The organism is Pseudarthrobacter sp. S3 (assembly GCF_050156905.1).
In the GTDB taxonomy this organism is placed as follows: Bacteria; Actinomycetota; Actinomycetes; order Actinomycetales; family Micrococcaceae; genus Arthrobacter.
This window is the reverse complement of sequence record NZ_CP189583.1, coordinates 1-12,676: the sequence shown is the minus strand read 5'-3', so window position 1 is coordinate 12,676 and position 12,676 is coordinate 1. Positions and strand designations below refer to the sequence as shown.

Sequence of the window (12,676 nt, the reverse complement as noted above, 5' to 3'; positions counted from 1 at the left end):
CGACGACTCAACGCGTCAGCTATAGTCCGCTCAGCGCTGCGTGGACCGTTTGGGGGGCGTGAACCGCCGCCGTCGGGATGCCAGCGTGAACGCGCAATCCCCCCAACCTGCCGCTTCGGCACACGGCGTCCTTTGGCGTGCGCCGGGAGGGCCACAGCCTTGAGAGGCACCACCGCGATGACTGACAGTTCCCTTCATTTTGACCGCAGGAAACTCCTGAAAGCAGCAGCGTTGACCCCATTCGCAGGCCTGGCATTGTCCGGCTGCGGGGCCAAGCCCGCCGATAGCGCGGCAGCCAACAAGACAGTCACGGTCACCTCCTACGGCGGCTCCTACAATGACTAGCTGACCCAGACGATTCTGGACCCCTTCTCCAAGCAGTCGGGGATCCAAACCACGCTGCTGGCCAACACCAGCCTGGCCTGCCTCAAGGCCCAGGTGCAGTCCGGGGACGTGCAGTGGGACCTCGTGGAAATCACCGCCCCGGAATACGAAACGGCCGTGCCAGAAGGCCTCCTGGAGCCGTTCGACTACGACATCATCAGCGATAAGGGCCTGCCCGGCTACGCCAAGGCGGAGTACGGCATCAAGTACCTGAGTTTCCTGTTTGTGATGGCTTGGGACCAGAAGGCATCCCCGTTGCGCAGGCCCCCAAGGACTGGGCGCAGTTATTCGACCAGGGCAAGTACGATACCAAGCGCTCGGTCTACAACCAGCTCTCGGACAGCTCCGTGCTGGAGGCCGCACTCCTGGTCGACGGCGTGCCGTTCGGCCAGATCTACCCGCTCGACGTCGATCGGGCCCTGCGCGTGCTGGGCCACCACCCCGGCGAGGACCGCCTGCTTTACCACGCGGCCAACCAGGAGCCCATCCAGCAGCTCACCTCGGGTGAGGTCTCGCTGTCCACGAGCTTGACATGAGCAACGCAACCTTGCAACGCGCGCGTCCGGAGGGAGGCGCCGCGGCGCCGGAGCAGGAGAAACCACGACGGCGGCGCACCACCTGGTGGCTGCTGCTGGCCCCGATCCTGGCCTTCGACGTCGTACTGTTCCTCAGCCCGCTGGGCAAACTGGTGGGCTCGAGCTTCATCGGCAACGTCTACCAGCGCGTTCTCGAAGACCCGCTGGTGGTCCGTTCCCTGATCAACACCCTTAGCGTCAGCCTGGCATCCACCATCGTCACCGTGGTCTTGGGCTACGTCATTGCCCTGGTGCTGTGGCGATCCGGCACGGTGACCCGCGTGATCCTGTTCGCCGTGGTGCTGCTGCCCTTCTGGACCGGCATCCTGGTGAAGAACTTCGCGCGGGCCGTGCTACTTCAGGACAACGGCATCGTGAACTCCTGCCTCCAGACGGTGGGCCTCACCGATGCTCCCATTGAGCTGCTGCACAACCGGCTGGCCGTGATCATCGGCATGGTTCACTGCCTGCTCCCGTGTGCGGTGTTCCCGAATTTCTCCTCGCTGACCTCCATCGATGACCGGCTTACCCTGGCGGCGCGTTCGCTCGGGGCCAAGGAAGCCTCAATCTTCCGCCGGATCACCCTGCCGCTCAGCACGCCGGGCATCTCCGCGGCAGGCCTGCTCGTGTTCATCATCAGCACCGGCTTCTTCATCACCCCGTTTGTCATGGGCGGACCCGGCGACATGATGATCGCCAACCAGATCGACTACTACGCGCGCCAGCTCACCGACTTCTCCGGGGCCGCGGCCCTGGCCGTGATACTGACAGTGCTGGTCAGCATCCTCGTTGCCATCTACCAGCGAGTGTTCAAAGCGGGAGGCCAACATGGAGACAACTAATCCCCGGCAGCGACTGCTGACGCTGCTTTCCATTCCGGTGTTCCTGTTCCTGGTGGTCCCGACGGCGATCGTGGTGCCTGTTGCTCTTGACGACAGCCGCTACATCACCTTCCCGCCCGAAGGAATCTCGTTCGCCGCCGTCGCCGGCTTCTTCGCTGATAAGGCTTGGACCTCGGCCCTGACGGCCAGCCTCCAATCTGCAGCGATCGCCGTCGTGATCGGTGTGATTCTCGGCGCGACCGCGGCGATCGGCCTGCACGGACGCAACTTCCCGGGCCAGCAGGCTGTCGTCGGGCTGATCCTGGCGCCTATGATCGTCCCCACCGTGGTGCTGGCGCTGGCGTTCTACCAGTTCTTCATCTCGCTCGGCGGGCTGGGCAGCATCCTCCCCATCGGCCTGGCGCATGCCGTCATCGCCACCCCGTACGTGTACTTGACCACGCGTGCCAGCCTTGCCGAACTGAACCCGGCGCTGGTCAATTCGGCGCAGAGCCTGGGCGCCGGATGGCTGTCCGTGTTCCGGCACGTCTACCTGCCGGTCATCTTGCCTGGGCTGGTTTCCGGGGCGCTGTTCGCCTTCTCGGTCTCCATCGACGAGACCGTCATGTCCCTGTTTATGCAGTCGCCCAGCGCCACCACCCTGCCCGTGAAGATGTTCACCGACATCCAGTTCAACCTGACCCCCAAGATCGCGGTGTCCTCGGCTCTGTTGGTCACCGTGGCCACCCTGGGGCTGTTGTTCCAGGTCATCCGGCGTCCGCGCAGGGTTCCATTGAACTCCGGCAGGTCCGCAAGACGTACGGCGACGTAGTTGCCGTCGACGAACTGGACCTGGTGGTGGAACCCGGCGAATTCGTCACCCTGCTGGGACCGAGCGGATCCAGCAAGACCACCACCATGATGATGGTTGCCGGCTTCGAGGAGCACACGTCCGGGAGCGTCCTGATCGACGGAAAGCCCGTGGCTTCGCTCCCGCCCCGCGACCGGGACCTGGGCGTCGTGTTCCAGAACTACGCCCTCTTCCCGCACATGAGCGCCCCCAAAACGTGGAGTTCGCGCTCCGGATGCGCAAGGTGCCCAAGGCCGAACGGCGACAACGCGCCGATAGCGCGCTGGAACGCGTGGGCCTGGGCAAGATGGACGACCGCAAGCCACGCCAGCTCTCCGGCGGGCAGCAGCAGCGTGTGGCCCTGGCCCGCTCCCTGGTGTTCAACCCCGCCGCACTTCTCCTAGACGAGCACATGGCTGCCCTCGACAAGCGGCTCCACGAACACATGCAGGAAGAGATCAAGACGCTGCAGAAGAGCCTGGGCATCTCCGTCCTTTTCGTCACGCACGACCAGGACGAGGCCATGTCGGACCGGGATCGTGGTCATGAAGGACGGCAGGATCGTCCATTCGGGCCCGCCCGAAGAGTTCTACAACCACCCGCTCACAGACTGGGTGGCCAGCTTCCTGGGCGACACAAACCTCATCCCGTGCATCGTCCTGGAACGCAAGGATGGCGAGGCGCTGGTTGACCTCGGCGGCCTGGGCCTGGGCAGGGTTCGCGACCGCGGCGTCACCGGCGAGAAATACGCCGTGTCCATCCGTCCGGAAAACCTCAAGTTCAGCTCCGAGGCAAGTACGGACAACTGCGGCAAGGCGTCCCTGGTCTCCTCGACCAACGTGGGCGCCACGGTGCGCCACCGCCTGACGGCCGGCGGCCACGAGCTCCAGGGGCGCGAACTCAGTTCAGATGCGACGGGTCTGCCCGCGCCAGTCGCGGAGTTGTTCGTGACCTGGGAGCCGGACAAGGCGCAGCTGCTGGTTCTGGAGCAGTAGGTACTTCCGGGGAACTGCCGGGAATGCAGGGCAGTTTCCCGGAGCCTGCTGGCGCAGGGGCCAGGGGCCAGAGGCCTAGGTGTCCAGCAGGTTTTCATAACCCGCCGCCACGGTCGTGGCAGTGAATTCGATGACCTCGAACTCGGCCACACCGTTGCTGTAGAAGGGGTCCTTGGCCAACGCAGCATCCAGTGTGGTTCGGTTGGCTTTGGACAACAGCACACCGCCCACGGCCGGAACCAGGCGTCCGGACGCAAGGAACACGCCGTCGTCGAACGCCTGCTTAACCCAGGCCATGTGGGCAGGGCGGTGATAGTCCACAATGTCTTCGGGCACCTTGTAGGTCAGCGATACAACAAACATAAAGCCAGCCTACTCGGACGGGTCCAGGGGAACCGGTGCGTCACTTGAACGCTCAACGACGCTCTGCTTCTAGAATGGACGCATGACCGAACCGCGCTGGCTCAACGCCGACGAACGACGTGCCTGGCTGGCACTCCTGAGCATCAACACGCTGCTGCCGGCTGCCTTGGACAACCAGCTCCACACCGCCGGCAAGGTGTCCCTGTTCGATTACAACGTCATGGCCATGCTGTCGGAGGCCGAGGGCCGTTTCCTGCCGATGAGCCAGCTGGCCGCCCGCACCAGTTCGTCGCTGTCCCGGCTCTCGCACGTGGTCTCCAAACTGGAGAAGCGCGGATGGCTGGAGCGGCGTCCGCACCCCCGAGATGCCCGGGTCACCACCGCACACCTGTCCGACGTCGGGATGGCCACTTTGGAGGCGCTCGCACCGGGCCACGTGGAGGCAGTCCGCGCCAAGTTGCTGGACGCCCTGACGGAACGCGACGTCAATGACCTCGCCCGCATCGGCGAAAAGATCGTGGCCCGGCTGGACGATGACCACTGGATCCTGCGCGAGGCTGAAAGCCGGCCATAAGCCGTCGCTCGGACCGCCACCCTCCGGGCAGGCCCGCCTTGGTTGCTCCCGGCAACAGATGAAAGACTGACGCCATGGACTTTTCGACCCGATATGTAGCGCTCGGCGACTCTTTTACGGAGGGGGTCGGGGATGACGATCCCAGCTGTCCCAACGGTGTCCGCGGCTGGGCGGACCGCGTGGCCGAGCAGCTGGGCGCGGCGGATCCCGGCTTCGGCTACGCCAACCTGGCCATCCGCGGCAGGAAGCTTCGCCAGATCATGGCAGATCAGGTGGACGCCGCCGTCGACCTGAACCCCACCTTGGTGACCGTTTACGCAGGCGCCAACGACATTCTGCGGCCCAAGATCGACATCGACGATCTCCTGGCGGAATACGACGCCGGCATCCGCAAGCTGGCGGCCACCGGCGCCACTGTGGTGATGTTCACCGGCTTCGACGCGCGGGGCTCCAAGGTGTTCAGCACCATGCGCGGCCGCACCGCCATCTACAACGAGCTGATCCGCGGCATTGCCGGGGACCACGGCGCCTTGTTGGTGGATTACTGGCGCTTCAACGAGTACTACGACTGGGGCATGTGGGCCCAGGACCGGATGCACATGTCTGCTGCCGGGCACGCCAACATGGCCAACCGCGTCCTCACGGTCCTGAAGCACGAAAACTCGATCGATGTCCCGCCCATGACCCCCGTGCCCGAGCTGAACCGGGCCGAAGCCATCCGCGCCAACGCCCGGTGGGTGCGCGAATTTGCCGGACCGTGGGTGGTCCGCCGCGTCACTGGTAAGTCTTCGGGGGACGGCCTGGCACCCAAGTACGCGCAGCTCACGCGCCTATGAAGCAGCGCCCTCCTATACACCGTCCGGGCCCGGATTGGTCTTTAATTGCGTGAACTCGTAGACTTGGTGAGCGCTAAGTGCGCGGAGCGTGCGCAATTGCTCCGGTGGCCCGGTAATTTTCTCCAGGGTAGCCGGTAGTTAGGGGCTCAAGTTGCGTGACTAACCGTTCACCCTGATCACTTTGGGTCGCACTTAGCCGCATGATCCTGCAGCAGATATGCGGATCATTACATTCAATTTTGAGGAGAAGTCATGGCAGCACACTGCCAAGTGACCGGAGCCGAGCCGGGCTTTGGGCACAGCATTTCGCACTCGCACCGTCGCAACAAGCGTCGGTTCGATCCGAACATCCAGAAGAAGCGCTACTGGGTTCCGTCCCTGCGCCGTAACGTCACTCTGCAGCTTTCTGCAAAGGGCATCAAGACCATCGACGTGCGCGGCATCGACGTAGTCGTCGCCGCCATCCTTGCTCGGGGAGTGAAGCTCTAATGGCTAAGGACAAGGACGTACGTCCGATCATCAAGCTCAAGTCGACTGCGGGCACGGGTTACACCTACGTGACGCGGAAGAACCGTCGTAACGACCCGGACCGTATGGTTCTGAAGAAGTACGATCCCAAGATCCGTCAGCACGTCGAATTCCGAGAGGAGCGCTAAACACATGGCTAAGAAGTCAATGATCGCAAAGAACGAACAGCGTAAAGTCATCGTTGAGCGTTACGCTGCAAAGCGCCTCGAACTGAAGAAGGCTCTGGTTGACCCCAACTCGACCGACGAAGTTCGCGAAGCAGCACGCCTCGGCCTGCAGAAGCTTCCCCGTAACGCGTCGCCCGTCCGTCTGCGTAACCGCGACATCATCGACGGCCGTCCTCGCGGTACCTTCCAGAAGTTCGGTATCTCCCGTGTTCGCTTCCGCGACATGGCCCACCGTGGTGAGCTCCCGGGCATCACCAAGTCTTCCTGGTAATCCAGCACTGCTGAATCCAGCTGCTTAAGAAGGGCCGGCAACCGTTTGGTTGCCGGCCCTTCTGCGTTTAAGGCTTCCGGTGATCGGGCTGTCCTCGGTGGTTGCGCCCCTCTGGCGATCGAGCTCGTCGAGGTCCTCGCCGCGGCGATGGCCGTTGTGCTGCAGCACACAGAAGTCACGAACGACGACGGTGCCCGGTTTTGGGTGCCGATGCTGGCTTTGGGCCCGGAATGGCGGGGTTTCGACCTGGTGTGGGGGTGGATTTGCGGTGGGGGTTGGGTGGGTGTATTGTTTTCTAAGTCGCCGCGAGGGGAACAGCGAAGAGCTGGTTACCGCGGGCGGCCAAACCCCCTAATTCAAGACCAAATGTTGGTTGTTCTTTTGGGCGCCTTTGTTTGGTGGGGATGTGTTTTCTGCTGGTGTGGGTCCTGGAATATGGATTTGCATCGGGGCGGGAAACCGGGTAACTTTGAAAAGTTGCTCCGGAGCGATCCACGGCCGTTTGTTTGGTTGTGGTGGTGCCGGGTGTGTCTGTTGTTTGAGAACTCAATAGTGTGCCAAGTTTGTTGATACCAATTGTTTTATTGATTGGTTGTTTTGGCCAGGCCTGTCCACCCCGTGGATTGGGTTTGGTTTTTACAGCTGGTTTCAAATTTTGCAGCTTTCTTCTTCCGTTATTTCCGGGGGTGTTGGTTGTGTTCGTTTTTGTTTTACTTCAACGGAGAGTTTGATCCTGGCTCAGGATGAACGCTGGCGGCGTGCTTTAACACATGCAAGTCGAACGATGAACCTCACTTGTGGGGGGATTAGTGGCGAAGGGTGAGTAACACGTGAGTAACCTGCCCTTAACTCTGGGATAAGCCTGGGAAACTGGGTCTAATACCGGATATGACTCCTCATCGCATGGTGGGGGGTGGAAAGCTTTATTGTGGTTTTGGATGGACTCGCGGCCTATCAGCTTGTTGGTGAGGTAATGGCTCACCAAGGCGACGACGGGTAGCCGGCCTGAGAGGGTGACCGGCCACACTGGGACTGAGACACGGCCCAGACTCCTACGGGAGGCAGCAGTGGGGAATATTGCACAATGGGCGAAAGCCTGATGCAGCGACGCCGCGTGAGGGATGACGGCCTTCGGGTTGTAAACCTCTTTCAGTAGGGAAGAAGCGAAAGTGACGGTACCTGCAGAAGAAGCGCCGGCTAACTACGTGCCAGCAGCCGCGGTAATACGTAGGGCGCAAGCGTTATCCGGAATTATTGGGCGTAAAGAGCTCGTAGGCGGTTTGTCGCGTCTGCCGTGAAAGTCCGGGGCTCAACTCCGGATCTGCGGTGGGTACGGGCAGACTAGAGTGATGTAGGGGAGACTGGAATTCCTGGTGTAGCGGTGAAATGCGCAGATATCAGGAGGAACACCGATGGCGAAGGCAGGTCTCTGGGCATTAACTGACGCTGAGGAGCGAAAGCATGGGGAGCGAACAGGATTAGATACCCTGGTAGTCCATGCCGTAAACGTTGGGCACTAGGTGTGGGGGACATTCCACGTTTTCCGCGCCGTAGCTAACGCATTAAGTGCCCCGCCTGGGGAGTACGGCCGCAAGGCTAAAACTCAAAGGAATTGACGGGGGCCCGCACAAGCGGCGGAGCATGCGGATTAATTCGATGCAACGCGAAGAACCTTACCAAGGCTTGACATGAACCGGTAATACCTGGAAACAGGTGCCCCGCTTGCGGTCGGTTTACAGGTGGTGCATGGTTGTCGTCAGCTCGTGTCGTGAGATGTTGGGTTAAGTCCCGCAACGAGCGCAACCCTCGTTCTATGTTGCCAGCGCGTTATGGCGGGGACTCATAGGAGACTGCCGGGGTCAACTCGGAGGAAGGTGGGGACGACGTCAAATCATCATGCCCCTTATGTCTTGGGCTTCACGCATGCTACAATGGCCGGTACAAAGGGTTGCGATACTGTGAGGTGGAGCTAATCCCAAAAAGCCGGTCTCAGTTCGGATTGGGGTCTGCAACTCGACCCCATGAAGTCGGAGTCGCTAGTAATCGCAGATCAGCAACGCTGCGGTGAATACGTTCCCGGGCCTTGTACACACCGCCCGTCAAGTCACGAAAGTTGGTAACACCCGAAGCCGGTGGCCTAACCCCTTGTGGGAGGGAGCTGTCGAAGGTGGGACTGGCGATTGGGACTAAGTCGTAACAAGGTAGCCGTACCGGAAGGTGCGGCTGGATCACCTCCTTTCTAAGGAGCACCTACAGCCACCGCGCCGGATGTACTGTCCGTGTGGTGGGGTTGTCAGGAGTATATGCCCGTTGCGCAGACGATTGTTCTGCGGCGGGTGCTCAAGGGTGGAATATCAACGGATAGCGGCTGCTTGTTTCTTTCCTTGCCTAGTACGGATGTCCTCTTGAGGGTGTCCTGGAACGGTGTGGGTTGGGGGTGGGTGGTTTAGTGTTTGGCACACTGTTGGGTCCTGAGGCAACAGGGCCGGTGGGATGTGCTGCGGCCTTTTGGGTTGTGGTGTGTTTTGTCGGGTTTGTTTGTTTCTGGTTTCCTGGCTGCATCGATCGCACGGTTGACCTTTTGGGGTTGTGTGTGGGGTGTGTGGTTTGGGGTTGTTGTTTGAGAACTACATAGTGGACGCGAGCATCTTTTATAAGAAGCAATTTCCAAGAATATATGAACCTGGATCTGTCCGGGCGTCTGTTGCTGTGGCCTTTTGGGGTTGTGGTGGTGGTGTCCGGGTGGTTTTCGTGGTTCTCTCGAAAATTAGCGTTTTGATCTTTTGTGGTCAAGTTTTTAAGAGCACACGGTGGATGCCTTGGCATTAGGAGCCGAAGAAGGACGTAGGAATCTGCGATAAGCCTGGGGGAGTCGATAACCGGACTTTGATCCCAGGGTCTCCGAATGGGGAAACCCCGCCAGGGGAGCGATCTGCCTGGTGACCCGCATCTGAACACATAGGGTGTGTGGAGGGAACGCGGGGAAGTGAAACATCTCAGTACCCGCAGGAAGAGAAAACAATAGTGATTCCGTTAGTAGTGGCGAGCGAACGCGGATCAGGCTAAACCGTTCCATGTGTGATAGCCGGCGGGCGTTGCATGGGCGGGGTTGTGGGACTTTCCGTATCAGTTCTGCCGGACTGGTGAGGTGTGATGTGCAGGCATAGGTGAACGGTCTTGAAAGGCCGGCCAGAGAGGGTGTGAGCCCCGTAACCGAAATGTTTTGTGCCGCCTGGAGAGTATCCCAAGTAGCACGGGGCCCGAGAAATCCCGTGTGAATCTGTCAGGACCACCTGATAAGCCTAAATACTCCCTAATGACCGATAGCGGACCAGTACCGTGAGGGAAAGGTGAAAAGTACCCCGGGAGGGGAGTGAAACAGTACCTGAAACCGTGTGCTTACAATCCGTCGGAGCATCTGCAGCTTGTCTGTATGGGTGTGACGGCGTGCCTTTTGAAGAATGAGCCTGCGAGTTAGTGTTACGTCGCGAGGTTAACCCGTGTGGGGAAGCCGTAGCGAAAGCGAGTCTGAATAGGGCGTTGCAGTGGCGTGATCTAGACCCGAAGCGAAGTGATCTACCCATGGCCAGGTTGAAGCGACGGTAAGACGTCGTGGAGGACCGAACCCACTTCAGTTGAAAATGGAGGGGATGAGCTGTGGGTAGGGGTGAAAGGCCAATCAAACTTCGTGATAGCTGGTTCTCCCCGAAATGCATTTAGGTGCAGCGTTGCGTGTTTCTTGCTGGAGGTAGAGCTACTGGATGGCTAATGGGCCCTACAAGGTTACTGACGTCAGCCAAACTCCGAATGCCGGTAAGTGAGAGCGCAGCAGTGAGACTGTGGGGGATAAGCTTCATAGTCGAGAGGGAAACAGCCCAGACCACCAACTAAGGCCCCTAAGCGTGTGCTAAGTGGGAAAGGATGTGGAGTTGCGAAGACAACCAGGAGGTTGGCTTAGAAGCAGCCATCCTTAAAAGAGTGCGTAATAGCTCACTGGTCAAGTGATTCCGCGCCGACAATGTAGCGGGGCTCAAGTACACCGCCGAAGTTGTGGATTTCAGATATTAGCTAAGCCGCCCCTTGTGGGTTGGTTCAGGCGTCTGGAGTGGTAGGGGAGCGTCGTGTGGGCAGTGAAGTCGCGGTGTAAACCAGCGGTGGAGCCTACACGAGTGAGAATGCAGGCATGAGTAGCGAAAGACGGGTGAGAAACCCGTCCGCCGAATGATCAAGGGTTCCAGGGTCAAGCTAATCTGCCCTGGGTAAGTCGGGACCTAAGGCGAGGCCGACAGGCGTAGTCGATGGACAACGGGTTGATATTCCCGTACCGGCGAAAAACCGTCCATGTTGAACAGGGGATACTAACCGCCCGATACCTGCCCGCCCACCCTTTTGGGGTGATGTGGGTTTTGGTGGAGCGCGGGACCTGATCCTGGGAGGCAAGCGTATTAACAGGTGTGACGCAGGAAGGTAGCCAAGCCGGGCGATGGTTGTCCCGGTCTAAGGATGTAGGGCGAACGGTAGGCAAATCCGCTGTTCATGATGCCTGAGATCTGATGGGACCCCCTCACGGGGGGATTTGGTGATCCTATGCTGCCGAGAAAAGCATCGACGCGAGGTTTTAGCCGCCCGTACCCCAAACCGACACAGGTGATCAGGTAGAGAATACTAAGGCGATCGAGAGAATTATGGTTAAGGAACTCGGCAAAATGCCCCCGTAACTTCGGGAGAAGGGGGGCCCCAACCTTGAACACCACATGCTGGTGGGAGGGGATCGGGGCCGCAGAGACCAGGGGGAAGCGACTGTTTACTAAAAACACAGGTCCGTGCGAAGTCGCAAGACGATGTATACGGACTGACTCCTGCCCGGTGCTGGAAGGTTAAGAGGACCGGTTAGCCTCACGGCGAAGCTGAGAATTCAAGCCCCAGTAAACGGCGGTGGTAACTATAACCATCCTAAGGTAGCGAAATTCCTTGTCGGGTAAGTTCCGACCTGCACGAATGGAGTAACGACTTCCCCGCTGTCTCAACCATAAACTCGGCGAAATTGCAGTACGAGTAAAGATGCTCGTTACGCGCAGCAGGACGGAAAGACCCCGAGACCTTTACTATAGTTTGGTATTGGTGTTCGGAGTGGCTTGTGTAGGATAGGTGGGAGACGTTGAAGCCCGGACGCCAGTTCGGGTGGAGTCATCGTTGAAATACCACTCTGGTCACTTTGGACATCTAACTTCGGCCCGTAATCCGGGTCAGGGACAGTGCCTGATGGGTAGTTTAACTGGGGCGGTTGCCTCCTAAAAAGTAACGGAGGCGCCCAAAGGTTCCCTCAGCCTGGTTGGCAATCAGGTGTCGAGTGTAAGTGCACAAGGGAGCTTGACTGTGAGAGAGACATCTCGAGCAGGGACGAAAGTCGGGACTAGTGATCCGGCGGTACATTGTGGAATGGCCGTCGCTCAACGGATAAAAGGTACCTCGGGGATAACAGGCTGATCTTGCCCAAGAGTCCATATCGACGGCATGGTTTGGCACCTCGATGTCGGCTCGTCGCATCCTGGGGCTGGAGTAGGTCCCAAGGGTTGGGCTGTTCGCCCATTAAAGCGGTACGCGAGCTGGGTTTAGAACGTCGTGAGACAGTTCGGTCCCTATCCGCTGCGCGCGCAGGAAATTTGAGAAGGGCTGTCCTTAGTACGAGAGGACCGGGACGGACGAACCTCTGGTGTGTCAGTTGTACTGCCAAGTGCACCGCTGATTAGCTACGTTCGGATGGGATAACCGCTGAAAGCATCTAAGCGGGAAGCTCGCTTCGAGATGAGATTTCCATACACCTTGTGTGTGAGAGGCCCCCAGCCAGACCACTGGGTTGATAGGCCGGATGTGGAAGCGAGGACTAACGACTCGTGAAGCTGACCGGTACTAATAGGCCGATAACTTACACCACACACCACCCCGTAAACCTATTCAAAAGAGGTTTGCAACGACGGGTGGTAAAAAGATAACAAGACTGCTTGCGTCCACTATGTGGTTCCCAAACAACAAACCCGACACGGGTTCGTTGCAGGGAACAAAAAACACAACATAATAACAACACCACACCTGCAACCAAAAGTTGCAGCAAAGCATGTTGTAACCACTGATTTCCCACACACCCCCTCGGGGTGTGACGGGTAAAAGGGTTACGGCGGTCATAGCGTGGGGGAAACGCCCGGTCCCATTCCGAACCCGGAAGCTAAGACCCACAGCGCCGATGGTACTGCACCCGGGAGGGTGTGGGAGAGTAGGTCACCGCCGGAACATCATTACAGGTCGAGAACCCCC

13 protein-coding genes, 3 rRNA genes and 1 pseudogene are annotated in these 12,676 nt (G+C 59.5%); 14 read left to right on the top strand and 3 right to left on the bottom strand.

The genetic code is table 11. The annotated features are described in order from the left end of the window. Positions 1-177 precede the first annotated feature (177 nt). The 5 genes and pseudogenes from ACQCSV_RS00085 to ACQCSV_RS00065 all read left to right on the top strand — a co-directional run. On the top strand, positions 178-345 hold the full coding sequence (locus ACQCSV_RS00085; protein ID WP_354156320.1) for a hypothetical protein: 168 nt from the start codon (positions 178-180) through the stop codon (positions 343-345). 272 nt (positions 346-617) lie between these two features. After that, positions 618-920, top strand: a complete 303-nt coding sequence (locus ACQCSV_RS00080; protein ID WP_426938974.1) for a hypothetical protein — start codon at positions 618-620, stop codon at positions 918-920. Further along, positions 917-1,801, top strand: a complete 885-nt coding sequence (locus ACQCSV_RS00075) for an ABC transporter permease (RefSeq protein WP_426938973.1) — start codon at positions 917-919, stop codon at positions 1,799-1,801. Before ACQCSV_RS00080 ends, ACQCSV_RS00075 begins: the two co-directional genes overlap by 4 nt. Further along, complete coding sequence (locus tag ACQCSV_RS00070) at positions 1,788-2,612, top strand: ABC transporter permease (RefSeq protein WP_426938972.1); 825 nt, start codon at positions 1,788-1,790, stop codon at positions 2,610-2,612. Before ACQCSV_RS00075 ends, ACQCSV_RS00070 begins: the two co-directional genes overlap by 14 nt. A 23-nt stretch (positions 2,613-2,635) precedes the next feature. Then, positions 2,636-2,982, top strand: a pseudogene (locus ACQCSV_RS00065) (ATP-binding cassette domain-containing protein); the annotation flags it as partial. 48 nt (positions 2,983-3,030) lie between these two features. On the opposite strand, the gene ACQCSV_RS00060 reads toward ACQCSV_RS00065, so the two are convergent. Then, the gene (locus ACQCSV_RS00060; RefSeq protein ID WP_354224775.1) at positions 3,031-3,177 is read right to left on the bottom strand and encodes a hypothetical protein; all 147 of its coding nucleotides are present in this window, start codon (positions 3,175-3,177) and stop codon (positions 3,031-3,033) included. Between ACQCSV_RS00060 and ACQCSV_RS00055 the strand changes: the two genes are divergently transcribed. Further along, positions 3,176-3,625 carry a TOBE domain-containing protein gene (locus tag ACQCSV_RS00055; protein ID WP_354224771.1) on the top strand — a complete coding sequence of 150 codons (450 nt, stop codon included), beginning with the start codon at positions 3,176-3,178 and terminating at the stop codon, positions 3,623-3,625. The two genes, ACQCSV_RS00060 and ACQCSV_RS00055, sit on opposite strands and share 2 nt — an antisense overlap. A gap of 75 nt (positions 3,626-3,700) precedes the next feature. Here the strand turns inward: ACQCSV_RS00055 and ACQCSV_RS00050 are convergent, their stop codons facing one another. Further along, complete coding sequence (locus tag ACQCSV_RS00050; RefSeq protein WP_354156517.1) at positions 3,701-3,988, bottom strand: YciI family protein; 288 nt, start codon at positions 3,986-3,988, stop codon at positions 3,701-3,703. 82 nt (positions 3,989-4,070) lie between these two features. Here ACQCSV_RS00050 and ACQCSV_RS00045 point away from each other — a divergent pair, with 82 nt between their 5' ends. From ACQCSV_RS00045 to rpsN, 5 genes are all read left to right on the top strand, one after another. Further along, positions 4,071-4,562: a MarR family transcriptional regulator gene (locus tag ACQCSV_RS00045; protein ID WP_354156516.1), complete on the top strand. Its 492-nt coding sequence runs from the start codon at positions 4,071-4,073 to the stop codon at positions 4,560-4,562. A 74-nt stretch (positions 4,563-4,636) separates the two neighbouring features. Then, positions 4,637-5,398, top strand: coding sequence for an SGNH/GDSL hydrolase family protein (locus tag ACQCSV_RS00040; RefSeq protein ID WP_354156515.1), 762 nt, complete (start codon positions 4,637-4,639; stop codon positions 5,396-5,398). A gap of 252 nt (positions 5,399-5,650) precedes the next feature. Continuing rightward, complete coding sequence (rpmB, locus tag ACQCSV_RS00035) at positions 5,651-5,887, top strand: 50S ribosomal protein L28 (RefSeq protein WP_056342125.1); 237 nt, start codon at positions 5,651-5,653, stop codon at positions 5,885-5,887. Then, positions 5,887-6,054, top strand: a complete 168-nt coding sequence (rpmG, locus tag ACQCSV_RS00030; RefSeq protein ID WP_013602737.1) for a 50S ribosomal protein L33 — start codon at positions 5,887-5,889, stop codon at positions 6,052-6,054. Before rpmB ends, rpmG begins: the two co-directional genes overlap by 1 nt. 4 nt (positions 6,055-6,058) lie before the next feature. After that, positions 6,059-6,364: a 30S ribosomal protein S14 gene (gene rpsN, locus ACQCSV_RS00025; protein WP_026266887.1), complete on the top strand. Its 306-nt coding sequence runs from the start codon at positions 6,059-6,061 to the stop codon at positions 6,362-6,364. A gap of 295 nt (positions 6,365-6,659) precedes the next feature. Here rpsN and ACQCSV_RS00020 read toward each other — a convergent pair whose 3' ends face one another. Then, entirely contained in the window at positions 6,660-7,016 is a 357-nt protein-coding gene (locus tag ACQCSV_RS00020; RefSeq protein ID WP_426938971.1) for a hypothetical protein, read from the bottom strand. A 63-nt stretch (positions 7,017-7,079) separates the two neighbouring features. On the opposite strand from ACQCSV_RS00020, the gene ACQCSV_RS00015 reads away from it, so the two are divergent. From ACQCSV_RS00015 to rrf, 3 genes are all read left to right on the top strand, one after another. Next, positions 7,080-8,603: ribosomal RNA gene (locus ACQCSV_RS00015) — 16S ribosomal RNA — on the top strand. A 548-nt stretch (positions 8,604-9,151) separates the two neighbouring features. Continuing rightward, a 23S ribosomal RNA gene (locus ACQCSV_RS00010) occupies positions 9,152-12,299 on the top strand. Positions 12,300-12,535: 236 nt separating this feature from the next. Further along, positions 12,536-12,652: ribosomal RNA gene (gene rrf / locus ACQCSV_RS00005) — 5S ribosomal RNA — on the top strand. The 16S, 23S and 5S rRNA genes sit together here, the layout of an rRNA operon. Positions 12,653-12,676 lie beyond the last annotated feature (24 nt).